Below are 26,740 nucleotides of genomic sequence, written 5' to 3' on the forward strand. Positions count from 1 at the left end.
CTTGGATGTGCGGACGCTGAACTTGGCGGGCGGCCGGTCAGCGGTCGGAGCTGAGTACCTTGCTGATGGTGTCGGAGGCCGCCTTCGCCGCCCGCTGGGGGTCCCCACCGGTGAGGACGGCCGTCATGAACGGCTTGATCGGGTTCTTGGCCTCCACCTCGGCCCAGTAGGGGGACTGCGGGGTGGCGCGGCCCTGGGCGGCGCCGGGAGCCATCGCGGTGGCGCCTTCGTTGCCCGCGACCACGTGCGCGAGGGTGGTCTTGTTCGGCACGTAGCTCATCGTGCTCGCCAGCTCGGTCTGCCACTTCTCGCTGACCAGGGCCGTGATCACGTCGACGGCGTGCTTACGCTGCTTCGTCTTCTCGGGGATGATCAGGTCCGAGCCGCCCGTGAAGACCGAGCCGACCTTGTCGGCGGTCTTGCCGGGGATCGGGAAGAAGCCGAGCTTGCCCTTGAGGGCCGGGTTCGCGGCCTCGACGGCGGCGGCCTGGCCGGGCGGGGCGATGATCTGGGCGATCCCGCCGCGGGCGAAGACGTCGGACTGCGGGGGCGTCTCCTCGTCGGCGTCCTTGGGGCCGTCACCGAGGGCCTGGAGCTGCTTGTAGAACTCCATTCCGGCCAGGGCCTTCTCCTCGTCGAGGGTGCCGATCCAGCGGCCGCCGCTCTCGACGGCGAGTTCGCCGCCCTCGTCCCAGACGAACCCGGCGAGGACGTACCAGTTCTGCCCGGCGAGGTAGATGCCCTGCTGGCTGCCCTTGTCGAGCTTCGTCGTCGCCTGGATCCATTCCTGGCGGGATTTGATCGGCAACTTGACCCCGGCGCTCGCGAAGAGGTCCTTGTTGTAGATCACCACGCGGTTGGCGGCGTACCACGGGACGCCGAACTGGGCGCCGTTGACCTTTCCGGGTTCGGAGAGGCCCTTCAGCCAGTCCTTGCCGTCCCATTCGCGCAGTGCTTCCAGGGTGAGTTCGGAGACTCCGCCGCCCTCGACGTACTGGGCGACCTGGGTGTTGCCGACCTCGATGACGTCGGCGCTCTCCTCGCTCGTACCGGCCAGGACGGCATTGACCCTGTCGCCTATGCCCTTCCACTCCTGGATCTTCACTTCCAGGTCCACACCGGGGTGTTCCGCCTCGAAGGTGGTGGTGAACTGAGTGATGAAGTCTTCGGAGGCGCTGCCCTTCATCAACCAGAGCGTCACCTTCTGCGCACCCCCGCCCGACCCGGTGAGACTGCAGCCGGTGAGGGCGGTCGCGGCCGCGAGAGCGGTGGACACGGCAAGCAAGCGCATCTTCACGAGGGGTCACCTTCTGGGGGATTGATCTCAGATGGCTTGAAATTGGCATAGACCAATGGGTGGGTCAAGGGGGTATCGCTATGGATTGTTCACACAAAGTTCGCGGACCCGGACTTACTGGGGCACCGTAGAACAAGGCAACAGCCACCCAGTGTCGGGAGACCCCCATGTCCAATCACACGTACCGGGTGACCGAGATCGTGGGCACGTCCCACGAGGGCATCGATCAGGCCATCCGCAACGGCATCGCCCGCGCGGGCGAGACGCTCCACCATCTCGACTGGCTCGAAGTCGTTCAGATCAGGGGGCACATCGAAAACGGCGAGATCGCGCACTACCAAGTGGGGATCAAGGTCGGTTTCCGTCTCGACGCCGAGGCCTGAGACCCGGCTTCCCGGGACCGTACGGGTCCGCGGGCGCTCCCGCGGTCCGCGGGCGCGCCTGCGGGGCCGACTCGGGTCCCGGAAGAGCGCCCGTACGGCCCAGCACGCACGGCCCAGCACGCACGGCCAGCACGCCCGGCCCAGCACGCACGGCCCCCAGCCCGCCCTATGGGGCGCCGGGACCCGTCAGGTGCGCCCCTCCCCCTCCTGCGCGTCCTTGAGTTCCGGCGCGTCCGCCGCCCAGTCGGCCAGGACCACCCGGAAGCCCGCCGCGCGCACGGCCTGGCACACCAGCTCGTCGTCGTCCACCAGCACCCGCACCTCGCGGCCCCGCGAGATCCGCCGCAGGACCTCCAGCTTGGTCGTCCGGGCGGGCCGCCTGTCCTGGTTCCCCCGCATCCACACCCGCCCCTCGGGCAGCCCGTTGCGGGCGAGCCAGTCCTCCGTGTCCGCACGGCAGCGCTCCGGGCGGCCGGTGAGGTACGTGACCTCGCAGTCGGCCGCGCTCTCCACCGCGAGCGCGATCCCGCGGGCCAGGGGCGGATCGGCCGGGGCCGCACCGAAGAACCCGCTCCAGTCGCGCGGCCGGCGCTCCAGGAAGTGCTGGCGGTGGGCCGTGTCGGCCAGGGTGTTGTCGATGTCGAAGACGGCCAGGGGCCTTCGGTTCTGAGTCTCGGTCACTCCGCCAGCCTAAGCAGCAGGGCGGCCGGTAGGGTCGTGACCTGGAGGTCCCGGGGGGGGCTGCTCACAGACGGGGGTCACGACACATGCCTACGCCCGAGGAAATCTGGGAAGCCGCCGACCTGCCCGCGCGCCGGCTCGCCGGGGTGGCCCTCAATCCGTCCTCTCCGCAGGACGTCCTGCTGCGCCTGCTCGCCGACGGTCCGCCGGCCGTACGGATGGTGCTGTGCCGGGACCGGATCCTGCCCGACGCCGTCGTCGAGGCCGTGCTCGAGCACCCTGACACTCGTACCCGAAGCTTCTTCGCCCGCAACCCCCACGTCGATCCGGCCCAACGGGCCCGACTGGTCGACGATCCGGAGTGGTTCGTCCGCGCCCACCTCGCCGAAGGTCCCAAACTGCCCTTCGGTCGTGTGTGCAGGCCGCTGCCCGACGAGGTCGTGGTCCGCATGATCACCACGTATGACAACGACAGCCTGATGGGCGCCCTCTACCGACAGATCTCCACCGCGCTGCTCCTGTCCATGCCCACCCATCCGGTCGCCGAGGTCCGCCGCTGGGGGATCGGCCGGTGGGACGAACTGCCCGCCGAGATCCAGGCCGCGCTGCTGGCGGATCCCGACGAGGACGTCCGGGAGAGCGCGCGGAGCAGCGCGCGGCGATACGCGCAGTCCCAGGATCCGGCGTGGGTGGAACGCGAACTGCCCGACTGGCCGTGCCACGCACGCTGGGACATGCTGATGCACCAGGCCCTGAGCAGGACCGTCCTGGACAACATCCTGACCGACCCGGGCGCCAGGGAGGAGCGGCGGGCCATCGCCGGCAACCCCGGCCTGCCCGCCGACGTGGTGGTCCTCCTGGCGGGCGATCCGGACCCCTCCGTGCGCGAGCGGATCGCGTACCGCGCGGACCTCGGACCCGTCGAGCGCCGCGCGCTCGCCGTGGACCCCGATCCGGAGGTACGCCTCGCCCTGTCCGTGCACCCCGAGCTGAGCGAGCGGGAACGGGCCTCGATCGACTACGAGGTCCCCGTGGACGGCTCCTTCCGAGCCTGGCCCGGGCCCCTCGTACCCCGGGACCCGCGGCACGTGCGCCGGGACGCGAACTCCGGTCACCCGCTGATCCGCCGGAGAGCGGCCGAGGACCGCGCGCTGCCGCCCGACCTGCTGGAGCGCCTGGCCGCCGACGAGGATCTCGGCGTACGCGTCCTGCTGGCCCAGTACCATCCCGACGCCCCCGCCCCGCTCCTGCTGCGCAGCTTCATCGAGTACACCGGCCACGAGCGCGCGCACCTCACCACCCGGCCGAACTTCCCCACGGCCGGCCTGGCGGCCTTCGCCGACCACGAGGACCCCGAGGTCCGCGCCCTGGCCGCCCGCGACCCCCACACCGCGCCGGCGACCGTGGAGCGCCTCACCCGGGACCCGGACCCCGCCGTGCGCGCCGCGCTGGCACGCCACCCCAACCTTCCGCGGGCCCGGCTGGCGGAACTCCTCGACGACGAGGAACTGGCCCACGCGGCCGCGGCGAATCCCGCTCTGGATCCCAAGGTGATCCACCGGCTGGTGGCGACGGTGGCGCCGTAGATCGTCCGCGGAGCCGGGACGGGCCGGTGAGCTCGCCGGGCTCTTCGGTATCTTTGCCCTGACCTGGGCAAACCTCGCCGGCCCGGACGGCGAGAGGACGGCTGATCCGCATGACACGAACCACGAGGCCCGTAGCCCGCCGCCGGCTGATCGGCGCGGCGGCGGCGATCCTCCTCGCCGCGACGGGCTGCGCCGGTCGGGACGGGGCGGAGGGCACGGCCATGTCCTCGGAAGCGCGCGGATACCTCACCGCCGCGCTGGACGTCATGGAGGCCAAGTCGCTCCTCGCGGCGGACACCGACTGGCCGACCGTACGCCGCGAGGCCTTCGCCCGGGCCGGAAGCGCGCAGGTCCCCGCCGACACGTACGGGGCTGTGAGGGGGGCCTTGCGGGCCCTGGGCGACCGGCACAGCCAGTTCATGACCCCCCAGGAGGCCGAGCAGGCGCTGAGCCCCGCACCCGGTACCTCCGCGGTGCCGGAGGCGAAGGTGCTCGCCGGTTCCCTCGGATACCTGTCCTTGCCGGCCGTGTCCTCCGACCGTGCCGCGGCGGCCTACGTGCGGCAGGCCCGCAAGGCCGTCGCGGCGGCCGACGGACAGGGGGCCGCAGGGTGGATCGTGGACCTGCGCGGCAACTCGGGCGGGGACATGTGGGGGCCGCTGGCCGCCGTGGGGGCCATCCTGGGCGACGGGGACGTAGGGGCGTTCGTGGAGGCTGGCGGAAAGCGGACCCCGTGGACGATCGAGAACGGTACGCCGCGCCAGTACCTCGCCACCTGGGGCCCCGCCGAGCCGCTGGCGCAAGCGGCTCCCCCCGTGGCGGTACTCACGAGCAGCCGGACCGCGAGCGCGGCCGAGGCCGTGACCATCGCCTTCCTCGGGCGCCCCGACACCCGCAGCTTCGGCCAGGCCACCCGTGGCGTCCCCACGGGCAACGACTCCCACGCCCTCCCCGACGGCGCGCTCATCCTCCTCACGCAGGCCCGGGAGGCCGATCGCACGGGCCGGATCCACAACGGCCCCCTCCCGCCCGACGAAGTGGTCCCGGACGACTCCCGCGACCTCGGCAGCGGCCAGGACCGGACACTCGAAGCCGCGGCCCGCTGGCTCCGCGGCCGGGCCGCCACCGCCCCGGGCCCCGCTCCGACGCCCGGGGAATCCTGAGGCCCGGGGAATCCTGACGCCCGGGGAATCCTGACGCCCTCCGCGCGTTGATCCCTGTGTGATCCGTTCCCTCTCCGTACTCGACCGGTCCCGCACCCGCGCGGGACACCCCGCGGCCCAGGCCCTGCGCGACACCGTGGAACTCGCGCGCACCGCCGAACGGCTCGGCTACCGCAGGTTCTGGGTCTCCGAGCACCACAGCGTGCCCGGGGTCGCCGGCTCCGCGCCCACGGTGCTCGCCGCCGCCGTCGCCGGGGCGACCGACCGGATCCGCGTCGGCACCGGCGGCGTGATGCTGCCCAACCACCAGCCGCTGGTCGTCGCCGAGCAGTTCGGGGTCCTGGAGTCGCTGTTCCCCGGCCGGATCGACATGGGGCTCGGCCGCTCGGTCGGCTTCACCGGCGGGATCCGCCGCGCGCTCGGGCGGGACACCGCCGACGCCGACCGGTTCGAGGAGCAGCTCGCGGAGCTGCTGGGCTGGTTCGACGGCTCCCAGCGTGCGCACCCCGAGGTGCACGCCCGCCCTGCGGAGGGGATGCGGATCCCGGCGTACGTGCTGGCCACCGGCGAGGGGGCGGGGATCGCGGCCCGCGCCGGACTGCCCCTGGTCGTCGGGGACCTGCGGAGCCGGGCCCGGGTCGCGGAGATCATCGCGGCGTACCGCGAGGAGTTCCGGCCCTCCCCCTGGGGCGCGCGGCCGTACGTCGTGGCCTCGGGGACGGTCGCGGTGGCCGCCACCGCCGAGGCCGCCCGGCGGATCCTGGTGCCGGAGGCCTGGGCGGTCGCGTACTCCCGCACCCGGGGCAGCTTCCCGCCGCTCCGCCCCGCCGAGGAGGTCGAGGCCCTCGGCATGAGCCCCAAGGAACGGGAGCTGTACGAGGGCGCCCTCGCCGGGCACATCCACGGCACGGAGGAGCAGGTCGCGGCGGAGCTGTCCGAGGTCGCGGAGCTGACCGGGGCGGACGAGCTGCTGGTCACCACGTCCACGTACGACCGGACGGCGCTGCTGGACTCCTTCGGACGGCTCGCCCGGCTCACGGGCCTCACGGAGCACCGGGACGGGCGTGCGAACGGCCACCCGGACCTCGTCGGCCGGTCGCCCGGGCAGGCCCCGGGGCAGGCCCCGGAGCAGGCCGCGGGCGCCGGACACTAAACTAGGACGAATGCACCAGCCGGTCACCCCCACCCCGCACGCCCATGATCCCTACGTCCGCGTCCGCGGAGCCCGGGAGCACAATCTGCGCGGGGTCGACGTGGACGTTCCGCGGGACGCGCTGACGGTGTTCACCGGGGTCTCCGGCTCCGGGAAGAGCTCGCTGGCCTTCGGTACCCTCTTCGCCGAGGCCCAGCGCCGGTACTTCAAGTCCGTGGCCCCGTACGCCCGTCGGCTGATCCACCAGATCGGCGCGCCGAAGGTCGACTCCGTCACCGGGCTCCCGCCGGCCGTCTCGCTGGAGCAGCGGCGCTCCTCCCCCGGGTCCCGGTCCTCGGTCGGGACGGTGACCATGCTGTCCAACTCCCTGCGGATGCTGTACTCACGGGCGGGTTCCTACCTGCCGGGCGCCGAGCGTCTGGACTCCGACGCGTTCTCCCCCAACACCGCCGCCGGAGCCTGCCCTTCCTGCCACGGCCTCGGCCGCGTACACGGCACCAGCGAGGAACTACTGGTGCCCGAAGCCGGCCTGTCGATCCGTCAGGGCGCCATCGCCGCCTGGCCGGGCGCCTGGCAGGGCAAGAACCTGCGCGACATCCTGGAGGCCCTCGGCCACGACGTGGACGCGCCCTGGCGGGAGCTGCCGGCGGCGGAGCGCGAGTGGATCCTGTTCACCGAGGAGCAGCCGGTGGTGACGGTGCATCCGGTGCGGGAGGCCGACCGGATCCAACGGCCTTACCAGGGCACGTACATGAGCGCCCACCGGTACGTGATGCGGACCTTCTCGGACAGCAAGAGCCCCACCCTGCGGGCCCGCGCCGAGAGGTTCCTGACCGATGCGCCGTGCCCGGTGTGCGAGGGCAGGCGGCTGCGCCCGGAGGCCCTGGCCGTGACCTTCGCGGGCCGCACCATCGCGGAGCTGGCGGCGCTGGCGCTGACGGAGCTGGACGAGGTACTGGCCACCGCGGGCGGCGGCGGCGAAGCGGCCCGGGTGCTCACGGAGGACCTGCGCTCCCGGATCGGCCCGGTCACCGAGCTGGGGCTGGGTTACCTGAGCCTGGACCGCGGCGCCCCGACCCTGTCGGCGGGAGAGCTGCAACGGCTGCGGCTGGCCACGCAGTTGCGTTCGGGGCTGTTCGGCGTGGTGTACGTACTGGACGAACCGTCGGCGGGGCTGCACCCGGCCGACACGGAGGCGCTGCTCGGCGTCCTGGACCGGCTCAAGGAGGCCGGGAACACACTGTTCGTGGTGGAGCACGATCTGGCCGTCGCGCGGCACGCGGACTGGCTGGTGGACGTCGGCCCGCTGGCCGGTGAGCACGGCGGACGGGTGCTGCACAGCGGGCCTCCGGACGGTCTGGCCGCGGTGGCGGAATCGGCGACCGCCCGGTACCTGTTCGGGGCCCGGCAGCCGGACGAACGGCGCTCGGCGGCGCCGCGGAAGGCGACCGGATCGGTCCGCCTCAGTGGTGTCGAGCGGCACAACCTGCGCGACGTGGCGGCGGAGTTCCCGCTCGGGGTGTTCACGGCGGTGACCGGGGTGTCGGGGTCCGGGAAGTCCACGCTCGTGGGCCAGGTGCTCGCCCGGGAGGTCCACGAACGGCTGGCGGAGCCGGAGTTCCCGGTACGGCGGCTGGTGGAGGTGGACCAGAAGCCGATCGGCCGGACCCCGCGCTCCAACCTGGCCACGTACACGGGGCTGTTCGACGTGGTCCGCCGGCTCTTCACGGCGGCGCCGGAATCGAAGGCGCGGGGCTGGAAGGCGGGCCGCTTCTCCTTCAACGTCCCGGGCGGGCGGTGCGAGTCCTGCCAGGGCGAGGGCTTCGTCTCGGTGGAGCTGCTGTTCCTGCCCAGCACCTACGCCCCGTGCCCGGAGTGCGCCGGGGCCCGGTACAACTCCGAGACCCTGGAGGTCCGTTACTCGGGCCTGAACATCGCCGAAGTGCTCGCCCTGACCGTGGAGTCGGCGGCCTCCTTCTTCGCCGGGGTCCCGGTCGCGGCCCGCAGCCTCGGCGCGCTTGCGGACATCGGCCTGGGGTACCTGCGGCTCGGGCAGCCCGCCACGGAACTCTCGGGCGGCGAGGCGCAGCGCATCAAGCTGGCGACGGAACTCCAGCGCGTGCGCCGCGACCACACCCTGTACCTGCTGGACGAGCCGACGACCGGTCTCCATCCGGCCGATGTCACGGTGCTGCTGCGGCAGTTGCACGGCCTGGTGGACGCGGGGCATTCGGTGGTGGTCGTGGAGCACGACATGGCGGTAGTGGCGGGCGCCGACTGGGTCATCGATCTGGGCCCGGGAGGCGGCGCGGACGGCGGCCGGGTGGTGGCCGCGGGCACGCCCGCCGAGGTGGCCGGCGCCACGGGCAGCCGTACGGCGCCCTACCTGGCACGGGCCCTCGCGGCGGGCCGGTAACCGTCGCGCCGGTGGGCCGCCGCGCCGGTGGCCGTCACACCCGCGGCCGTCGCGCCGGTGGCCGTCACGCCGTCGTCTCCGGGGCCGGTGGTCACGCCTCCGCGGCCTTGGCGAAGTTCCCGTAGCCCTGCCAGTCCAGGACGACGCACGGCTCGTCGCCCAGCACCCAGGCGTCGTGGCCGGGGTCGATCTGGATGAAGTCCCCGGGCTCCGCCTCGATGCTCTCACCGTCATCCATGACGACCTTCATCCGGCCGCTGACGATGTAGGCCACGTGGGCGGCCTCGCAGCTGTCGGTTCCCGCGATGGGCTTGATGTGCTGCGACCACTGCCATCCGGGCTCGAACACGGCCCGGCCCACGGGCCCATGGTCGGTGTTGAGCAGGTCGAGCCTGCCCTTGCCGTCCTCGAACCGACGTGTCTCGTCGGCGGAATCGAAGCCCCTTCGGACGATTCCCGTCATGATCGTCGACCTCCCGGCGCACGACTGCCCCGAGTCCACTTCTCAGCTTACGCCCGTACGAGGGTGCGCTCCCGGCGTACGGGGCCGCTACGCGTCCCCCTGGAGCAGGTGCTGCGGAAGTTCGCGGAAGCTCCAGACGCCCCGGCTCCGGCCGAGCATCCAGACCAGGTCGTAGCGGTCGGGCCAGGTGGCCGGAAGCCCCAGGACGTCCTGCGCTCCGAGGGCCCGGATCAGGCGGGGCATCCCCTGGTGCTCCCAGCAGACCAGGACGGGCATCCGCGCCGCCAGCACCGCCCCGGCCAGGGCGGGCTCGGCTCCGACCGGGAACTCCGCGCGGACCGGCGTGCCCAGCGCGGTGGCGAGCGGCTCGACGGTCTGGCGGCACCGCGCGGGCGCCCCCGCCTTGCCGCCGGCCGCGAAGACGGCCCCGGGCCGGGGCAGGGCGGCGCCCCTGGCCGGCGGGAAGAGGGCGGGCAGCTCCTGGGCGCGGCGCCGGCCGCGGACGGCGAGGAAGCCGGGGTCCTCGTTGCCCTCGTCGTCCTCGCCGGTGTCTCCGGCGTACGGCTTCTCCGCGTGCCGGATGATCATGACCAGCGCGTCCTTGGCGGCCTCGGGCCCGGGACGCGGCGTCGGGGGCCGTTCCTCCCCGGCGCAGCCGGCCACCGCCAGCGGGGCGAGCGCGGCGGCCAGCAGGGAACGGCGGCGCGGGCCGGATCCGGCATGGGCTTGAGGCATGCGCCCACTGTCGCCCACGCCCGCCGGGGCGTCCGGTCGCGGCGCGACGGGAGCCGCTCCGATCATCCGATCGGCGCACGCGCCCTGCTCCCGCCGGGTCCCGCCCACGAGGTCCGGGTCAGCGGGGACCTCGGCGGACGGCCCGCAACCACTCCTTGTTCATGGCGGCGATCGACGGCAACGGGATCCCCTTGGGACAGGCGGTGGCGCACTCACCGGTCAGGGTGCAGCCGCCGAAGCCCTCGGCGTCCATGGTGGCCACCATGTCCAGGACCCGGGTCTCGCGCTCCGGCGAGCCCTGCGGGAGCACGTTCAGGTGGTTGACCTTGGCCGAGGTGAAGAGCATTGCCGAGCCGTTGGGGCAGGCCGCCACGCACGCCCCGCAGCCGATGCACTCGGCGTGCTCGAAGGCGTAGTCGGCGTCCGGCTTGGGGACGGCCGTGGCGTGCGCCTCCGGCGCGGCGCCGGTCGGGGCGGTGATGTAGCCGCCGGCCTGGATGACCCGGTCGAGGGCCCCCCGGTCCACCACCAGGTCTTTGACCACGGGAAAGGCCGAGGCCCGCCAGGGTTCGACGTCGATGGTGTCGCCGTCGTCGAAGGAACGCATGTGGAGCTGGCAGGTCGTGGTGCGCTCCGGCCCGTGGGCGTCGCCGTTGATGACGAGGCTGCACGCGCCGCAGATGCCTTCGCGGCAGTCGTGGTCGAAGGCGACCGGATCCTCCCCGCTCAGGATGAGGTCCTCGTTGAGGGTGTCGAGCATTTCGAGGAAGGACATGCCCTCCGAGATGCCGTCGACCTCGTACGAGGCCATCGCGCCGGGGGCGTCGGCGTTCTTCTGGCGCCAGACGCGCAGGGTGAGCTTCATGCGTAGCTCCGCTGGGTGGGGTGGACGTACTCGAAGACGAGGTCTTCCTTGTGCAGGACGGGCGCGGCGCCGGTCCCGGCGTACTGCCAGGCGGCCGCGTACCCGAACTCCTCGTCGCGGCGGGCGGCTTCGCCGTCCGGTGTCTGGGACTCCTCGCGGAAGTGGCCGCCGCAGGATTCGGCGCGGTGGAGGGCGTCGAGGCACATCAGCTCGGCGAGCTCCAGGTAGTCGACGACGCGGTTGGCCTTCTCCAGCGACTGGTTGAACTCCTCGCCGCTGCCGGGCACCTTGATCCGCTTCCAGAACTCCTCGCGGATCTCCGGGATCCGGGCGAGGGCCTTGCGCAGCCCCTCGTCGGTCCGGGCCATCCCGCAGTACTCCCACATCAGTTCGCCGATCTCCCGGTGGAAGGAGTCGGGCGTGCGGTCCCCGTCGACGGCGAGCAGCTTGGCGAGGCAGTCGCGGGTCTCGCGGACGGCGGCCGCGGCCTCGGGGTGCGCGTCGTCGACCGTGTCCAGGTGCGGGTTGCGGGCCAGGTAGTCGTTGATGGTGGAGGGCAGCACGAAGTAGCCGTCGCCCAGGCCCTGCATGAGGGCGGAGGCGCCGAGGCGGTTGGCGCCGTGGTCGGAGAAGTTGGCCTCGCCGATCGCGAACAGGCCGGGGACGGTGGTCTGGAGGTCGTAGTCGACCCACAGCCCGCCCATCGTGTAGTGCACGGCGGGATAGATCCGCATGGGGACCTCGTACGGGTCCTCCGCGGTGATCCGCTCGTACATGTCGAAGAGGTTGCCGTACTTCTCGGCGACCTTCTCCTTGCCCATGCGGCGGATGGCGTCGGCGAAGTCGAGGTAGACGCCCTGGCCGCCGGGGCCCACGCCGCGCCCCTCGTCGCAGACGTTCTTGGCCGCGCGGGAGGCGATGTCGCGGGGCACGAGGTTGCCGAAGGAGGGGTAGATCCGCTCCAGGTAGTAGTCGCGTTCGGCTTCGGGGATGTCGGCGGCGGGGCGGGTGTCGCCCTTGGCCTTGGGGACCCAGATCCGGCCGTCGTTGCGCAGGGACTCGCTCATCAGGGTGAGCTTGGACTGGTGGTCGCCGGTGCGCGGGATGCAAGTGGGGTGGATCTGGGTGAAGCACGGGTTGGCGAAGTAAGCGCCGCGCCGGTGGGCCCGCCAGACGGCCGTCGCGTTGGAGTTCATGGCGTTGGTGGAGAGGTAGAAGACGTTGCCGTAGCCACCGCTGGCGAGGACGACGGCGTCCGCGTAATACGTGTCGATCTTGCCGGTGACCAGGTCCCGGGCGACGATGCCGCGGGCCACGCCGTCGACGGTGATCAGGTCGAGCATCTCGGTGCGGGCGTGCATCTCGACGTTGCCTGCGGCGATCTGCCGCGAGAGCGCCTGGTAGGCGCCGAGCAGGAGCTGCTGTCCGGTCTGGCCGCGGGCGTAGAAGGTGCGGGAGACCTGGACCCCGCCGAAGGATCGGGTGTCGAGGAGGCCGCCGTACTCGCGGGCGAAGGGGACGCCCTGGGCCACGCACTGGTCGATGATCTCGACGGAGATCTGGGCGAGGCGGTGGACGTTGGACTCGCGGGCGCGGAAGTCGCCGCCCTTGACGGTGTCGTAGAAGAGGCGGTGTACGGAGTCCCCGTCGTTGCGGTAGTTCTTGGCCGCGTTGATGCCGCCCTGGGCGGCGATGGAGTGGGCGCGGCGCGGGGAGTCGGAGAAGCAGAACTGGACGACGTGGTAGCCCTGTTCGGCGAGGGTGGCGCCGGCCGCGCCGCCGGCCAGGCCGGTGCCGACGACGATGACGGTGTGTCCGCGCCGGTTGGCCGGGTTGACCAGCTTGGCCTCGAAGCGGCGGCGGTCCCAGCGCTCGGCGATCGGGCCTTCGGGGGCCTTCGCGTCGGCGATCGGGGCCCCGGTGGTGTAGTCGGCGTAATCGTTGCTCATGTCAGCTCACCACTCCGGTCATGACGGCGACGGGCACGGACACGAAGCCCGCGAAGAGGACCAGGGCCAGGGCGTTGGCCAGGAACTTCAGCGTCCTGTCCCGCCGGGCGTTGCCCGCGCCCAGGGTCTGGGCGGCGCTCCAGAAGCCGTGGCGGACGTGCAGTGCGAGGGCGGCCATCGCCACGAGGTAGATGGTGTTGCCGTACCAGGTGGAGAAGGTGGCCAGGACGTTCTCGTACGGATGCCCGGCCCAGGCCCGCTCGTTCACGGTGAGCGTGGTGAGGTCGAGCAGGTGCCAGACGATGAAGAGGGCGAGGATGATGCCGCCCCAGCGCATGGTGCGGGTGGCGTAGCTCGCGCGGCGGCGCGCGTGGACGTACTTCACCGGGCGCGCCTTGATGTCGCGGCGGCTGAGCTGGTACGCGCAGACCCCGTGCGCGACGACGGCCGCGAGCAGGGCCACGCGGACGATCCACAGGGCCCACTCGTGGTGCAGGAAGGGCGAGCCGAGGGTGCGCAGCCAGTGGGCGTACCCGTTGAACTCGTCCGCGCCGAAGAAGATCTTGAGGTTGCCGAGCATGTGCGCGACGAGGTAGCCGAGCATGATCAGGCCGGAGACGGCCATCACGGACTTCTTGCCGACGGAGGAGTCCCAGAGCGTGCGCGTGGTGGACGGCCGTCGATCCGTCCGCGTTGCCAGAGCCATGACATTGACGGTAAGGACGAAGGTCCCGAAAGGTCCAAGACATGGCAGAGCTCAAGTCAATAGGATCAGCCTATGCAGGGCGCTAACCTGGGGTCATGCAGTTCCAGCAGCTGGTCTACTTCGTCGCCGTCGCCGAGACCCGGCACTTCACGCGCGCGGCCGAACGCGAGCACGTGGCGCAGCCCTCCCTGTCGCAGCAGATCAAAGCGCTGGAACGGGAGCTGGGCGCCGAACTCTTCAGCCGGGCACGCGGGAACATCACGCTCACGGACGCCGGCGAGACCCTGCTGCCGCTGGCCCGGCGGATCCTCGCGGACGCGGACACGGCCCGGCTGGAGGTGCAGGAGCTGGCGCAGCTCCGGCGCGGCCGGATCCGCCTGGGCGCCACCCCGAGCCTGTGCACCGGCCTGCTGCCGGGCGTGCTCCGCGCCTTCCACACCGCCCACCCGGGGATCGAGCTGCTGATCGAGGAGAGCGGTTCGCTGGACCTCGTACGGGAGCTCGCGCGCGGCTCCCTGGACCTCGCGCTGATCGCCCTGCCGCTGCCCCCGTCGGCGCCGGCGCTGACCACGATGGAGCTGCTGACGGAGGACCTGGTGGTGGTCTCCTCCGCGGCCCTCCCCCCTCCGGCGGGCGGTGGTCCGCTCACGGTGGCGGCCCTGCGCGACGAGCCGATGGTGATGTTCCGGCACGGCTACGACCTGCGGGACCTGACCGTGGCGGCCTGCCGGGCGGAAGGCTTCGAGCCGGCGTTCACGGTGGAGGGCGGTGAGATGGACGCGGTACTGGGCTTCGTCCGCGCGGGGCTCGGCATCGCGGTGGTTCCGGCGATGGTGGTCGGCCACGCGGGCTCCGGACTCCGCTCCACCCCCCTGGCGGGCTCCCCCCTGCGCCGTACGATCGCCCTGGCCCACCGCACGGACGTGGCACCCCCGCGCGCGGCCCGGGAGCTGAAGCGCATGCTGCTGGGCTGAGGCCGCTCGGCCGGCGGGGACCGGTCCGGACGGAGGCGGGCCCGGAGTGACCCCGGCCCGGATCGCGGAGCGTGGTCAGAGGGTGGGCACCGCGTCCGACAGCGACAGGGTGTGGATGCGGTCGGCGGCGCCCGGGCGGGCGTAGTACCAGCCCTGGGCCGTATCGCAGCCGAGGGCCCGGAGCTGGTCGGCCTGGGCGCCGGTCTCCACGCCCTCGACGGTGACGGCGAGTTCGAGGCTGTGGGCCAGCGCCACTATGCCCTCCACGATCTTGACGTCGACCGGGTTGGCCGGGTGCTGCTGCATGCCCTTGGTGAAGGAGCGGTCCAGCTTCAGAACACTCACGGGAAGGCGGCGCAGGTTGGCCAGGTTCGAGTAACCGGTACCGAAGTCGTCGAGGGCGATGTCCACGCCCAGGGCGGCGAGCCGGCGCAGCGGTTCGAGGAGTTCGTCGTCCGCGCCTATCAGGGCCGACTCGGTGACCTCCAAGCACAGCGTGCCCGGAGACAGGCCGGAGGACTCCAGGACGCGGATCGTGTCGGCGACCAGGCCGGGGTGGTGCAGCTGGGTCGGTGACAGGTTGACGTTGATCCGCAGGGTGGCGCCGCCCTGCTGGTGCTGCCAGGCGCGGGCCTGGCGGACGGACTCCTCCAGGACCCAGCGGCCGAGCGGCACGATCAGTCCGGTGCGTTCGGCGAGGGGAATGAACCGGTCCGGGCCGAGCACCCCGTGCTGCGGGTGCGACCAGCGCACCAGCGCCTCGGCGCCGTGCACGCTGCCGTCGTGCATGTGCACGAGCGGCTGGTACTCGATGAAGAACTCGCCGCGTTCCAGCGCGGCCGGGAGGGCGTTGGTCAGCCCGTGCCGGGTGATGGCGCGTGCGTCGGCGGCGGCGTCGGCGAACTCGAACCGGTTGCCGCCGGCCGCCTTGGCCCGGTACATCGTGATGTCGGCGCTGCGCAGCACCTCCGCGGGGGTGCGTTCGCGGGCCGGGCCCTCGACGATGCCGATGCTGCCCCGGACCGTCAGCTCGCGGCCCTCCAGCCGGATCGGGACGGACAGCGCGGAGAGGATCCGGACGGCGAGTTCGGTGGCCTTCTCCTCGGTGTCCGGTCCGGTGGTCAGCGCCACGAACTCGTCACCGCCGAGCCGGGCGACCACCTCGCCCGGCCCGGTCGCGCAGCTCTGCAGCCGGTCGGCGACCTCCACCAGCAGCCGGTCTCCGGCCGAGTGGCCGAGGCTGTCGTTGACGGCCTTGAATCCGTCGAGATCGAGGTAGCACAGGCCGAATCGGGATCCGCCGGCTCCGCTCAGGGCCTTCTCCAGGCGTTCGAAGAAGAGCGTCCGGTTGGGCAGGCCGGTCAGGGCGTCATGGGTGGCCTCGTAGCGCAGGCGCAGGTTGAGCAGCCGGCGCTCGGTGGTGTCCTCCATCAGCGCCAGCTGGTACTGCGGCACGCCCTCGGCGTCGCGCAGCAGCGACACCGTCAGGTTGGTCCACAGCACGGTCCCGTCGTGCCGGTAGTACGGCTTCTCCACGCGGTAGCTGTCGCGTTCGCCGCGCACGAGCTCCCCGTACATCCGCCAGACGTGCGGGGTGTCGTCGGGATGGCTCCACTCGCTGACGTTGCGGCCGCGGACGTGCCCGTCCATGCCTCCGAACATCTGCAGCAGCGCGTCGTTGATCTCCAGGACGTTGCCGTCGAGATCGGCGATGCCGATCCCGATGGCCGCCCCCTCGAAGACCGCCCGGAAGCGGGCCTCGCTGGCGTGCAGCGCCTGCTGGGCGTCGGCGCGGGCGGTCAGGGCGGAGCGGGCGATGGCCTCCTGCTCCTTGAGGGTGCGTTCGCGCAGGGCGCGGGCGAACCCGGACGCGATGCCGTGCTGGAGCCGGGCGCAGCGGGACCGGTACTCCTCGGTCCCTTCGACGCTCTCGGCGTCGGGGCCTTGCGGACCGCAGTAGAGCACCAGGTAGGACTCGACGACGCCGAGGGTGCCGGCCAGGGCCTCCGGGTCGGTGCAGTGGACGGCGACGAGATCCTCCCCGACCCGCTGGCCGGCGGAGGAGTCGAAGGGCCGGGCCCGCAGGGCCTCGACGAGGGTGCGGGTGAGCGGTACGAGGTGGCGTTCGAACTCGGCGCGGGTGAGCGAGGTCGCGGTGACCGGGAAGATCGCCCTTCCCCAGATGGTCGCGAACCGCCCGATCCGGTCCTCCAGACCGCCCTGCGGCGCGGCCGGATCGTCCGCCGTCTGCGTCGGCAGTCTCACGCCTTGCGTCCCACGCCCGCGAATCCCGAGAAGGCGTAGGGGTCTTCGTCCGCGGACTCGCCCTCCTGCCCGCCGGTCGTGTCGGGCCGCCAGTCGGGCATGGACACCAGCCCGGGCTCGATCAGGCCGAAGCCGTCGAAGAAGCCCCGGATCTGCTCCGCGTCCCGCATGACGAGCGGGTTGCGGATGTCGCGGTAGACGCCGACGGTGCCGCTCGCGACCTCCTCCGACAGCGGGATCCCCTCGTACGAGGCGTGCGTGAGGATCAGCAGGCTGCCGGGGGCCAGCGCGTCGCGCAGCTGGGCGACGGCGGCGTAGGGCTCGTCCGTGTCCTCCAGGAAGTGCAGCACGGCGACCAGCAACAGGGCGACGGGGCGGCTCAGGTCGAGCCCCTGCGCGACCTCGGGGGCGGCCAGGATGTCCTGCGGCTTGCGCAGGTCGGCGGCGACGACCCCGGTCCGCTCGGTGCCGGCCAGGACGGCCTGGCTGTGGGCGACGGCCACCGGGTCGTGGTCGACGTAGACCACGCGCGCCTCGGGGCTGGCGGCCTGGGCGATCTCGTGGACGTTGCCGAAGGTGGGGATGCCGGAGCCGATGTCGAGGAACTGCGTCACGCCCCCGGCGACGGCGTAGCGGACGGCCCGGCGCATGAATGCCCGGTTCGCCTGCATGATCTTGGGCAGCCCCGGCATGAATTCCATGGCCCGACGGGCTGCCTGCCTGTCGACCTCGAAATTGTGGGAGCCGCCCAGGTAGTAATCGTAGATGCGGGACACGCTCGGCACCGATATGTCGATGCCTTGCGGGGCCCAGGAGGGGCGCTCCATCGGGGTCTCCAAGCCGTAGTCCTGCAGCGGTCCGGACGGGTCGGACTCCTGTCCGAGCCGAATGTACTGATCATTGCCCAACGGAGCGAGCGAAAGCGGAAATTGGCGATCCGTTCTTCGTCACACGCCAAAGGCCGGACGATCGACATCCGCCGAATGATCGAAACCGACAAATACCTTTTGAGAAAAGGTCGGTGAACGATCGGAGACGACGCGAATCTGGCTCAAACCTCCGTAGCCAAAGCCTCACCCGTTCAGGCGAACCAAGGGCAACCTTCCCGCGCGCGGGCGCGCGCGACCCCATGATCCCCGGGTGAAAAGAGCCTCTTCCAGGCGCCTGCTGGCAGTACCGGTCCTCCTGTGGGCGGCCCTGACCGCGACACCGGCCATGGCCGATAGCAGCGCATACGCGACGATCGACCCCGGCGACGGGAGGGCCGCCGTCAGGCAGGCCTTAACCGCCCTGGGCGGCGCGACCGGGGGCATCCGAGGTGGCGGACGTCACGGCGAACAGGCCGACCAGGGCCGCCGGGGCGACCACGGCAACCAGGGCGGCCGGGGTGATCGCGGCAACCGGGGCGGACCCGGCAGCCACGGCGGACCCGGTCAAGGCCACGGTCAAGGTCCCGGCGGACACGGTGGCGGACACGGTGGCGGACACGGTCACGGTCACGGGCACGGCCCCGGCGGCCACCACGGCCACCCGCCCTGCCCGCCGCCGCCACCCCCACCGTGCCCGCCCAAGCCCACCCCGAAGCCCCCTCCGCCGCCCCACCCGAAGCCCACGCCCACCCCGACACCGCCACCCCCACCACCGCCGCCCCCACCGTCCCCGCCGCCGCCCGCCCCGAAGCCGGTGCCCAAACCCCCCGAACCGGCCCCGCCCCCCGTGCGCCCGGCCCCCGCTCCCCCGGCCCCCGAGCCGGTCCCGATTCCGAAGCCGACTCCGAAGCCGATCCCGAAACCCGTCGCGGAGCCACCGGCACCTCCGGCGCCACCCTGGGTGATCCCCGTGGCCGCCCCCAAGCCGGTCGAGCGCCCCACGTACCACGCGGCGGCCCGCAAGCCGGTCGAGCGCCACATCTCACCGGTGACCTTCACCTTGATGACCGCGGCCCCCGCGGTCATCGCGGTCGTCGCACTGCGCCCGCGCTAGAGCCGCCGCATTCCACCCCCGTAATCGATTGGGAGTCATCTTGTCGGAATGGCTCGTCCTGTCCCTGGCGATGGCCGCCGCGTGTGCCGTGGTGCTGTCCATCGCCTTCTTCAACCAGCGCCGGATCGGTGAGGACGACGATCCCAGCGAGACCCCGGACGTCATCGAGTACATGACGATGATGATCGGCGTGATCTACGCGATCGTGCTGGGCCTGGCGATCGCCGGCGTCTGGGAGGGCCGCGGGGCCGCCCAGGAATACGTGCGCCAGGAATCGCAGGCCCTGCACGAGATCAGCGTCCGCTCCGAGGTATACCCGGCGGACGTGCGCAAGAAGATCAGGTCCGACGTGGACGCCTACGTGACCTACGTCGTCGACACCGAATGGAAGGAGATGGCCGAGAACGGCGAACTGACGGACCGGAGCGGGGAGTTGCTGGAACGCATCCGCCGCGATGTGACGGACTACGAACCGCAGACCGACCACGAGGGCCAGGCGTACCAGCCGCTCGTGGACCAGGTCGCCGTGGTCGACGACGCACGCAACGCGCGCGGCCTCAGCGCCGGGGCCACCATGCCCGGGGTGGTCTGGTTCGGCCTGATCGCCGGAGCTCTGGTGACGGTGGGGCTGATCTTCACCCTGCAGATCAGGCGCTCGTTCCGGGAACTGCTGCTGGCGGGGCTGTTCAGCGCGCTGATCGCGTTCCTGCTGTTCCTCATCTGGGACTTCGACGCACCCTTCGGCCGGGGCATCGCCGCCACCGCGGAGCCGTTCCTCTCCCAGTTCCCACATCTGGGCCTGAGCGACTGACACGGCGTCGCCCCCTGCGGCCGTAGTACACCGCACCACGGCACCGCACGGCACCGCACCGCACCGCACCGCACCGCACCGCACCGCACCGCACCGGGGAAACGACCGTCCCCCACCGCGGCCCGGCAAACCGGGGACGGGCCTCCCGTCCCCGGTTCGGCCTAGCACCATGCCCCATTCGCCCGTTCCTGATCGCGGGCCACCCCGCTCGGACCTAGCGTGGCGGACATCGAGGCGCACGACCCCCCACGTGCGGAAACCGTTCCGCGGCTGCTCCTCGGGGATCCGGAGAATCAACCATGGGCGCGATACCCACCTCCCCCACAGCCCTGTTGGGCGCCGCCGCGGCGGGCGCCCTCCTCTTCTGCGGCGCAGTGGCCGCCCCCGCCGCGCACGCGGCCGAGGCCGCGCCGATCACCTCCTTCGGTTTCGCCATCACCCCCTCTACGGTCGCCCCGGGCGGCCAGGTGGTGCTGTCCGTCACTGGCTGCGACGCCGCCTTCGCCACCGTCTCCTCCGGCGTCTTCGACACCGTGAGCATCGACCGGGGCAAGACCGCACGGGTCACCGTGGACCGGGACGCGCGGCGCGGAGCCCAGTACTCCGTCTCCTTCACCTGCGCCGGCGAGACCGGCTCGGCCGACCTCAGCATCACCGGCGGCACGGGCAGGCCCACCACCAGTTCCACCGTCGGCGCCCGTAAAACACCTGGCGCGAGCGCGAGCGCGACCGCGGTCGCCGGTACGAGTTCGGGTACCGGAGCCGGCACCGGTACGGGCGCTTCGCGCCGGGCCACCCTCGGTGTCCGCGGCGGCCTCGGCGGCAGCATCGCCGGGCTCGATCCCCTGGAACTCGGCGCCGGCGCGGGACTCGTCCTCGGCGGTCTGGTCGGCCTCGGCTACGCCCTGCGCCGCCGGGACATCCGCCGCATCCACTGATCGCGCGCCCCCACGGGCCCGCCCCCACGGGCAGGGCCCACCCGGTCTCATCACCACCGCGTCTCCCCCGGAACGCCGGTCGCCCCCGGGGGGGGGCCCGGCCCCCGGGGGCCCCGCGGGGGGCCGGGCCCCCCGGGGGGGGGGGCCGGGCGGCCCCGGCGCGGGGGCGGGGGCGCCCGCGCCCCCCCCCCCGGGCCGGGGCCCCCCGGGTCTCACCCCCCCCGCGCCCCCCCCGCACCGCGGGGCCCCCGGGGCCCGGCCCCGCCCCGGGGGCGACCGGCGGTTGTCCGGGCCGACCGGGGAGGTCGGCCGGTCAGGCCCGGCCGCGGAGCGGGCGCCGACGGCGCAACACGTGGGCACCGGCACCGAGGGCCGCCGCGCCGACGAGGCTCGCGCCGATGGCGGTCTCGGCGGTGGACGGGCCGAGGGATCCGCCGATGCCGCCCTGGGCGCCTCGGCCGTCCAGGATCGTGAAGCGGTGCGTGGCGACCAGGCTGTTGTCGTGGCACTTGACCGACAGGGTGTGGTGCCCGGGCGAGGCGTGGTTGAAGATCCGGACGGTCGCGAAGCCGATGGAGCCGGCCGACAGGTTCGTCTGCGGAAAGTTGCCGTGCGAGAAGACGATGCCGCCGTGGTGGCAACCGGCCGCGCTGACCTGCATCGTGGAGCCCTGGTGCACGGAGTACGGGTTGACGGTGACATTGCTGGGCCCGCCGTTGCCTCCCGATGGCGGACCGCCCGCAGGGTTCGCGGAGGCGAATGGGGCACTGAGGGCGATGGCGGCGCAAGTGGCCGCCGCGGTCACGGTAAGAGCGCGGAGAACACGCATGGTGGAACCTCCAGCGGGAAGCGCCCCGGAGCGGTGGCCCGGGCAGATCGACGAGAACGCCTCCCACCACGAACCCTCGGTTCGGTCCGCAACCAGCGCATGTCCAGCTTTGGGCCGCAAGGTTGAGCGACACGCCGGTGCGCGGAGGCGTTCGCTGACGGATCCGCAGGTCACGACCCGTCAGGCATTTATGTGACGATTACCTGGATGGCCGCACCCCTTCCGGCCCCACCACCCGTTCGCCCCTCCCCGATCGCCGTCCCGCACGCACCGCCTTAGCGTGCGTGAAGTAGGGCGTGAAGGGGTGGGACAGGAACGCGGGTCGGGACCCCCGCGTCCGGGAAGGGAGAACCATGCTCGAGGACGAGGGTGAGAGGCCATCGAGGAGGCACTCCCCCTGGGGTGCGATCGCGCTGGTCATGCTCACCGGCCTCGCCATGATGCGCAACGGAGCCGAGGCCGGCGACGGACCCCCGCAGCCGGCCGCCGCCGCGGCGGTCAGCGCACCGGCCGGGGCGACGGTCGGGCAGCCGGCCGATCAGGCACCCGCCGAGCTGCCCGTTCCGGCGCCGGGCATGGAGGTGCTGGACCACTCGTCGGTCCAGCGCATCCGGATCCCGTCGATCAGCGTGGACGCACCGGCGATGACGGTCGGGCTGGACGCGCAGGGATGGATCGACGCGCCGCCCCCGCAGGACAGGAACCTGGCCGGCTGGTACCTCAACGGCATCTCGCCGGGCCAGCGGGGTTCGGCGGTGATCGTGGGCCACGTGGACAACGCGCAGGGCCCCGCGGTCTTCTACGGGCTGGGCTCGGTCCAGAAGGGCAGCCGCGTCGAGGTGGCGCGCTACGACGGTCGCACGGCGGTGTTCGAGGTGTACGGCGTGGAGGTCTTCTCCAAGAACACCTTCCCCGGATCCCGGGTGTACGGGGACACCGGGCACCCGGAACTCCGGGTGATCACGTGCGGCGGAGGCTACTCGAAGGGGCGCGGCTACGACGGCAACGTCGTGGTGTTCGCGCGGATGGTGGAGGCCCGCTGACCGACTCGTGCGCGGCGGCGGACGATGCCGCCGCCGCGCACGGGGTACGGCCCCTCGCGGGGTACGGCCTCAGTGCGGCGGCAGCTCGGGCAGCGTCATCCGGAATCCCCGTCCGAGCAGTTGCGGCAGGTAGCTCGCCAGCGCCTGCACGCTCTGCGAGCGGTTGCCGCCCGCGTCGTGGTTCAGCACGATCACGCCGGGCGCGGCCTGCCTGAGGACCCGCGACACGATCGCGGTGGTGCCGGGCTCCTTCCAGTCCAGGGTGTCCACGGTCCAGGCGAGCGGTTCCATGCCGAGCTCCGCGCCGATCTCGAAGGCGGCCCGGTTCCAGGCACCGTAGGGCGCCCGGAACCACAGCGGAGCGGTGCCGACGGCCTGTTGGACGACCTCGCTCGTGCGGCCGATCTCGGAGGCCATCGCCGGCCGGCTGATCTTGGTGAGCTGCGGATGGGTCCAGGTGTGGTTGCCGAGGACGTGTCCCTCGGCCACCATCCTGCGCAGCAGGTCCTTGTTGTCGACCGCCATCTCCCCGCAGACGAAGAACATGGCTCGGACGCCGTGGCGCGCGAGCGTGTCCAGGATGCCCGGGGTGTAGCGGGGGTCGGGGCCGTCGTCGAAGGTGAGGGTCATGGCGCTCGCCGACCCACTTCCTCGTTGGGCCCCGGCGGGCAGTTCCAGGATCGGCCGGGTCCGTACGGCGGGCTGCGCCGCGGGGACACGCTCCGGGGCCCCTTCGGAGGTCATCGGTTCGAGCCGGTACGGGGATCCGCGCGGGAACTGCGGCAGCCCGGCGGGGGCTCCGGTGAGGGGTCCGGGTCCCGCGGCCCCGCCGGGCGGCGGTCCCGCCGCCGGAGTCCCCGTGCCTCCGGCGCCCGGTGCCGGCAGATCTGTTTCGCCGCCCGTCAGCAGTCCTGCGGCGGCGGCGACTCCGAGGAAGACGGCGGAGCGCAGGAGCACGCGTCGCCCTACTGTCGGCTCGTCATTTTTCATTACTACTACGTATCAACGACATCGCCACAGATGTCGAGAGGCGCGGACGCACCCCCGCGCGCTCACCCGACCGGAGCAATCCCGCCGGTCAGCCCCGCTGGTCAGCCCCGCCGGTCAGCCCTGCCGGTCAGCCCCGCCGCACCAGCGGGAACGGCAGCGTCTCGCGGATCGTCAGGCCCGTGAGGAACATGACGAGCCGGTCGACCCCGATGCCCAGCCCGCCGGTCGGCGGCATCGCGTACTCCAGCGCGTCGAGGAAGTCGTTGTCGAGCTCCATCGCCTCCGGGTCCCCACCCGCCGCCAGCAGCGACTGCGCGGTCAGCCGGCGCCGCTGCTCGACGGGGTCGGTCAGCTCCGAGTAGGCGGTGCCCAGTTCGGTGCCGAAGGCCACCAGGTCCCAGCGTTCGGCGAGCCGGGGGTCCTTGCGGTGCTGGCGGGTGAGCGGGGAGACGTCGGTCGGGAAGTCCTTGTAGAAGGTGGGCAGCTTGGTGCGCTCCTCCACGAGCCGCTCGTACATCTCCAGGACCACGTCGCCCCGGGTGTTGTCGGGCGTGTGCGGCACGGCCGCGCGGTCGCACAGCCGCCGCAGGACGTGCTCCTCGGTGTCGGCGTCGACCTCCTCGCCCAGGGCCTCGCTGATCGCCCCGTACATCGTCTTGACCGGCCAGGGCCCGGAGATGTCGTGGACGACGAGCTTTCCGTCCGGTCCGGCCTTGTGCGCGATCGGCGAGCCGAAGGCGGCCGTGGCGGCGCCCTGGATCAGCTCGCGGGTCAGGTCGAGCATCACGTCGTAGTCGGCGAAGGCCTGGTAGGCCTCCAGCATCGTGAACTCGGGGTTGTGCTTATAGGAGACGCCCTCGTTGCGGAAGGTGCGGCCCATCTCGAAGACCTTCTCCATGCCGCCCACGCACAGCCGCTTCAGGTACAGCTCGGGCGCGATGCGCAGGTACAGGTCGAGGTCGTAGGCGTTGATGTGGGTACGGAACGGCCGGGCGTTGGCCCCGCCGTGGATCTGCTGGAGCATCGGGGTCTCGACCTCCAGGTACCCCCGGTCCAGCAGCCCCTGCCGCAGGGCCTGGACTGCGCTGGAGCGGGCCCGTACGACATCGCGCGCCTCGGGGCTGGCGACCAGGTCGAGGTAGCGCCGGCGCACCTTGGCCTCCGGGTCGGCGAGGCCCTTGCGCTTGTCGGGCAGCGGGCGCAGGCACTTGCCGGTGAGCTGCCAGGAGTCGACGACCACCGACAGTTCGCCGCTCTTGCCGGCGCCGACCTCGCCGCTCGCGACCACGTGGTCGCCGAAGTCCACCTGGGAGGTGAAGGTGTCGAGCACGGCGGCGCCCGCCTCGTCCCGGGTGAACATCAGCTGGACGTCCCCGGACCAGTCCCGCAGGACCGCGAACACCACGCCGCCGAGGTCGCGCACGACCATCACGCGTCCGGCGAGGGTGACCGGCGAGCCGGTGCGGGTGCCGGGCGGGTAGCCGGGGTGTGCGGCCTTCAGCTCGGCGACCGTGTGGGTGCGCTGCGGGATGCCGACGGGGTACGGGTCGGTGCCGGCGGCCCGGATCCGCTCCAGCTTGTCGTGCCGGACCCGGACCTGTTCGGGCATCCGCCCGCCCCGCGCGCCCTCGCCGTCCTCCTCCCCCACGGATTCCAGCCCGAGGGACTCGATGGGCGGCAGGCCCGCGGTGGTGGCGGGGGCGGTGAGCCCGCGCGGGTGGCCGTTGCCCCACAGGGTGCGCATGCTCGGCACGGAGACGAACCCCTCGGCGATGCCGGAGGCGAGGCTGACCCGGGCGAGCGAGCCGGCGTCCTGGAAGCAGAGGAACCGCGGGTACCACTCGGGGCCGTACTTGACGTTCGAGCGGTACAGCGCCTCCAGCTGCCACCAGCGGGAGAAGAAGAGCAGCAGCTTGCGCCACACCTTGAGGACGGGACCGGCGCCGATCCGGCCGCCCTCTTCGAAGGCGGAGCGGAAGACCGCGAAGTTGAGGGAGATGCGGCGCACGCCCAGGCCCGGGGCGGCCGCGCAGAGCTCGGCGACCATGAACTCCATGACCCCGTTGGGGGCGGCCCGGTCGCGGCGCATCAGGTCGAGGGAGATGCCGTCCCTGCCCCAGGGCACGAAGGAGAGCAGGGCGATCAGCTCGCCCTTGTCGTCGAAGGCCTCCACGAGCAGGCAGTCCCCGTCGGCGGAGTCCCCGAGCCGGTCGAGGGCCATGGAGAACCCGCGCTCGGTCTCCGTGTCGCGCCATGAGTCGGCCCGGTCCACGATCGTCTGCATCTCGTCCTCGGAGAGGGCGGAGTGGCGGCGGATGACCGTACTGGCTCCGGTGCGCTTGACCCGGTTGACGGCCTGGCGGGTGACGCGCATGTCGCGGCCGTCGAGGTCGAAGTGGGCGACGTGCAGGATGGCCTCGTCGCCGAGCTGGAGGGCGCCGAGTCCGGAGCGGGCGTACGCGGTCGCGCCGTCCTCGGAGGCGCCCATGACGGCGGGCTGCCAGCCGTAGCGGCGGGCGACGGCGAGCCAGGCGTCGATGGCGGGGGTCCACGCGGCGGGGTCGCCGACGGGGTCGCCGCTGCCGAGGCAGACGCCGGCCTCGACCCGGTAGGTGACGGCGGCCTTGCCGTTCGGGGCGAACACGACGGCCTTGTCCCGCCGGGTGGCGAAGTAGCCGAGGGAGTCGCCCCGCCCGTAGGCGCCCAGCAGGGCCCGGATGCGGGCCTCTTCGTCCCCGTGCAGGGCGGCGGTCAGCCGCTGGGAGCGGAAGAGGGTGGCCGCGGCGTTCAGCAGGGCGAGGGCGCCGAAGAGGCCGAGCAGGAAGTACAGGGGTCTGGCCGGGTGGCCGTCGAACTGCCGGGCGGAGAACAGCCCGCCGAAGACCTGCTTGGCGGACCAGTCCAGCCACTGCCCCTTGGGCAGGGTTCCCGGGAAGAGCGCGACCAGGCCCCAGCCGAGGAAGACGGCCGCGAGCAGGCCGAGTCCGAGCACGAGCAGGGCCCGCCACAGGGCCCCCGGCCGGGAGGCGGCGTTGAACTCCTTGCGGGCGGCGATCAGGATCGCGAGGGCGGCCACCGCCAGGGCCATGGAGGAGAAGCCCACCCAGTAGTCCTCGGCGGCGATGGTCAGCACGTCGACCAGGACCAGCAGGGCCAAATAGGTGACGACGATCCACCAGGCGACCGTCTTGCGCATGCCGAGTGCCGCGGCGAGCAGGAAGAGGAAGACGGCGTAGGCGAGGTTGGCGCTGACCGGTACGACGATGGCGTCGAGGAAGCGCACGACGGGCCGCAGCAGGCGGCGCAGCGTCGGGGAGAGCGCCAGCAGCGCGCAGAACAGCCCGAGCGTTCCGAAGAACGCTCCGAAGGCATCGGGCACCCGGTTCAGGAAGCGGCTGCGGCTGCCGCGCGTCCCGCGCGTCTCCTCCACGGTGGCACTCATGGTTCGCACTGTAGGGAGGGCCACGCCCCTTCGCGCGGCGAGCGGGCCCGGCCCGATCCGCGCGCAGG

23 protein-coding genes are annotated in these 26,740 nt (G+C 72.6%); 10 read left to right on the forward strand and 13 right to left on the reverse strand.

Annotation, left to right across the window (positions count from 1 at the left end; translation table 11 throughout):
- Positions 1 to 37 precede the first annotated feature (37 nt).
- Complete coding sequence (locus ACIQV3_RS21570) at positions 38 to 1,297, reverse strand: extracellular solute-binding protein (protein WP_403714053.1); 1,260 nt, start codon at positions 1,295 to 1,297, stop codon at positions 38 to 40.
- A gap of 167 nt (positions 1,298 to 1,464) precedes the next feature.
- Here ACIQV3_RS21570 and ACIQV3_RS21575 point away from each other — a divergent pair, with 167 nt between their 5' ends.
- Positions 1,465 to 1,680, forward strand: coding sequence for a dodecin (locus ACIQV3_RS21575; RefSeq protein ID WP_403714055.1), 216 nt, complete (start codon positions 1,465 to 1,467; stop codon positions 1,678 to 1,680).
- Between the two features lie 186 nt (positions 1,681 to 1,866).
- On the opposite strand, the gene ACIQV3_RS21580 is transcribed toward ACIQV3_RS21575, so the two are convergent.
- Positions 1,867 to 2,361, reverse strand: coding sequence for a hypothetical protein (locus ACIQV3_RS21580; protein WP_403714057.1), 495 nt, complete (start codon positions 2,359 to 2,361; stop codon positions 1,867 to 1,869).
- Positions 2,362 to 2,447: 86 nt separating this feature from the next.
- On the opposite strand from ACIQV3_RS21580, the gene ACIQV3_RS21585 reads away from it, so the two are divergent.
- The 4 genes from ACIQV3_RS21585 (at position 2,448) to ACIQV3_RS21600 (ending at position 8,679) form a co-directional block, all read left to right on the forward strand.
- Positions 2,448 to 3,947 carry a hypothetical protein gene (locus ACIQV3_RS21585; RefSeq protein ID WP_403714058.1) on the forward strand — a complete coding sequence of 500 codons (1,500 nt, stop codon included), beginning with the start codon at positions 2,448 to 2,450 and terminating at the stop codon, positions 3,945 to 3,947.
- Between the two features lie 110 nt (positions 3,948 to 4,057).
- Positions 4,058 to 5,110, forward strand: coding sequence for a S41 family peptidase (locus ACIQV3_RS21590; RefSeq protein ID WP_403714060.1), 1,053 nt, complete (start codon positions 4,058 to 4,060; stop codon positions 5,108 to 5,110).
- Between the two features lie 58 nt (positions 5,111 to 5,168).
- Positions 5,169 to 6,263, forward strand: a complete 1,095-nt coding sequence (locus ACIQV3_RS21595) for an LLM class flavin-dependent oxidoreductase (protein ID WP_403714062.1) — start codon at positions 5,169 to 5,171, stop codon at positions 6,261 to 6,263.
- 10 nt (positions 6,264 to 6,273) lie between these two features.
- Entirely contained in the window at positions 6,274 to 8,679 is a 2,406-nt protein-coding gene (locus ACIQV3_RS21600; protein ID WP_403714064.1) for an ABC transporter, read from the forward strand.
- Positions 8,680 to 8,770: 91 nt separating this feature from the next.
- On the opposite strand, the gene ACIQV3_RS21605 is transcribed toward ACIQV3_RS21600, so the two are convergent.
- The 5 genes from ACIQV3_RS21605 to ACIQV3_RS21625 form a co-directional block, all read right to left on the reverse strand.
- The gene (locus ACIQV3_RS21605; protein ID WP_403714066.1) at positions 8,771 to 9,142 is read right to left on the reverse strand and encodes a cupin domain-containing protein; all 372 of its coding nucleotides are present in this window, start codon (positions 9,140 to 9,142) and stop codon (positions 8,771 to 8,773) included.
- An 87-nt stretch (positions 9,143 to 9,229) separates the two neighbouring features.
- A complete protein-coding gene (locus ACIQV3_RS21610) occupies positions 9,230 to 9,877 on the reverse strand; it encodes a hypothetical protein (protein WP_403714068.1) in 648 nt (215 codons plus the stop codon).
- 118 nt (positions 9,878 to 9,995) lie between these two features.
- Positions 9,996 to 10,742 carry a succinate dehydrogenase/fumarate reductase iron-sulfur subunit gene (locus ACIQV3_RS21615; protein WP_243341339.1) on the reverse strand — a complete coding sequence of 249 codons (747 nt, stop codon included), beginning with the start codon at positions 10,740 to 10,742 and terminating at the stop codon, positions 9,996 to 9,998.
- On the reverse strand, positions 10,739 to 12,691 hold the full coding sequence (locus tag ACIQV3_RS21620; protein WP_403714071.1) for a fumarate reductase/succinate dehydrogenase flavoprotein subunit: 1,953 nt from the start codon (positions 12,689 to 12,691) through the stop codon (positions 10,739 to 10,741). Before ACIQV3_RS21620 ends, ACIQV3_RS21615 begins: the two co-directional genes overlap by 4 nt.
- Before the next feature lies 1 nt (position 12,692).
- Entirely contained in the window at positions 12,693 to 13,397 is a 705-nt protein-coding gene (locus ACIQV3_RS21625; RefSeq protein WP_403714073.1) for a succinate dehydrogenase cytochrome b subunit, read from the reverse strand.
- A gap of 95 nt (positions 13,398 to 13,492) precedes the next feature.
- Between ACIQV3_RS21625 and ACIQV3_RS21630 the strand changes: the two genes are divergently transcribed.
- Positions 13,493 to 14,371 carry a LysR family transcriptional regulator gene (locus tag ACIQV3_RS21630; RefSeq protein WP_403714075.1) on the forward strand — a complete coding sequence of 293 codons (879 nt, stop codon included), beginning with the start codon at positions 13,493 to 13,495 and terminating at the stop codon, positions 14,369 to 14,371.
- 75 nt (positions 14,372 to 14,446) lie between these two features.
- On the opposite strand, the gene ACIQV3_RS21635 is transcribed toward ACIQV3_RS21630, so the two are convergent.
- The 3 genes from ACIQV3_RS21635 to ACIQV3_RS21645 form a co-directional block, all read right to left on the reverse strand.
- Positions 14,447 to 16,636: a putative bifunctional diguanylate cyclase/phosphodiesterase gene (locus ACIQV3_RS21635; RefSeq protein ID WP_403714077.1), complete on the reverse strand. Its 2,190-nt coding sequence runs from the start codon at positions 16,634 to 16,636 to the stop codon at positions 14,447 to 14,449.
- Positions 16,633 to 17,463: an SAM-dependent methyltransferase gene (locus ACIQV3_RS21640; RefSeq protein ID WP_403714144.1), complete on the reverse strand. Its 831-nt coding sequence runs from the start codon at positions 17,461 to 17,463 to the stop codon at positions 16,633 to 16,635. The genes ACIQV3_RS21635 and ACIQV3_RS21640 overlap by 4 nt, the downstream gene beginning before the upstream one ends.
- Positions 17,464 to 17,917: 454 nt before the next feature.
- Complete coding sequence (locus tag ACIQV3_RS21645; RefSeq protein WP_403714079.1) at positions 17,918 to 18,136, reverse strand: hypothetical protein; 219 nt, start codon at positions 18,134 to 18,136, stop codon at positions 17,918 to 17,920.
- A 339-nt stretch (positions 18,137 to 18,475) separates the two neighbouring features.
- Between ACIQV3_RS21645 and ACIQV3_RS21650 the strand changes: the two genes are divergently transcribed.
- The 3 genes from ACIQV3_RS21650 (at position 18,476) to ACIQV3_RS21660 (ending at position 20,368) form a co-directional block, all read left to right on the forward strand.
- Complete coding sequence (locus tag ACIQV3_RS21650) at positions 18,476 to 18,619, forward strand: hypothetical protein (protein ID WP_403714080.1); 144 nt, start codon at positions 18,476 to 18,478, stop codon at positions 18,617 to 18,619.
- Between the two features lie 40 nt (positions 18,620 to 18,659).
- The gene (locus ACIQV3_RS21655; RefSeq protein ID WP_403714082.1) at positions 18,660 to 19,430 is read left to right on the forward strand and encodes a hypothetical protein; all 771 of its coding nucleotides are present in this window, start codon (positions 18,660 to 18,662) and stop codon (positions 19,428 to 19,430) included.
- Positions 19,431 to 19,729: 299 nt separating this feature from the next.
- Positions 19,730 to 20,368 (forward strand): hypothetical protein, encoded by a 639-nt coding sequence (locus ACIQV3_RS21660; protein ID WP_403714084.1) that lies wholly within the window; start codon positions 19,730 to 19,732, stop codon positions 20,366 to 20,368.
- 313 nt (positions 20,369 to 20,681) lie between these two features.
- Here ACIQV3_RS21660 and ACIQV3_RS21665 read toward each other — a convergent pair whose 3' ends face one another.
- Positions 20,682 to 21,197, reverse strand: a complete 516-nt coding sequence (locus tag ACIQV3_RS21665) for a hypothetical protein (RefSeq protein ID WP_403714086.1) — start codon at positions 21,195 to 21,197, stop codon at positions 20,682 to 20,684.
- 353 nt (positions 21,198 to 21,550) lie between these two features.
- Between ACIQV3_RS21665 and ACIQV3_RS21670 the strand changes: the two genes are divergently transcribed.
- Positions 21,551 to 22,240 carry a class F sortase gene (locus tag ACIQV3_RS21670; RefSeq protein WP_403714088.1) on the forward strand — a complete coding sequence of 230 codons (690 nt, stop codon included), beginning with the start codon at positions 21,551 to 21,553 and terminating at the stop codon, positions 22,238 to 22,240.
- Between the two features lie 69 nt (positions 22,241 to 22,309).
- On the opposite strand, the gene ACIQV3_RS21675 is transcribed toward ACIQV3_RS21670, so the two are convergent.
- Positions 22,310 to 23,230 carry a polysaccharide deacetylase family protein gene (locus tag ACIQV3_RS21675; protein WP_403714090.1) on the reverse strand — a complete coding sequence of 307 codons (921 nt, stop codon included), beginning with the start codon at positions 23,228 to 23,230 and terminating at the stop codon, positions 22,310 to 22,312.
- A gap of 127 nt (positions 23,231 to 23,357) precedes the next feature.
- Complete coding sequence (gene lysX / locus ACIQV3_RS21680) at positions 23,358 to 26,672, reverse strand: bifunctional lysylphosphatidylglycerol synthetase/lysine--tRNA ligase LysX (RefSeq protein WP_403714092.1); 3,315 nt, start codon at positions 26,670 to 26,672, stop codon at positions 23,358 to 23,360.
- Positions 26,673 to 26,740: the final 68 nt, after the last annotated feature.

It is taken from the genome of Streptomyces sp. NPDC099050, from assembly GCF_044759865.1.
Taxonomy (GTDB): domain Bacteria; phylum Actinomycetota; class Actinomycetes; order Streptomycetales; family Streptomycetaceae; genus Streptomyces.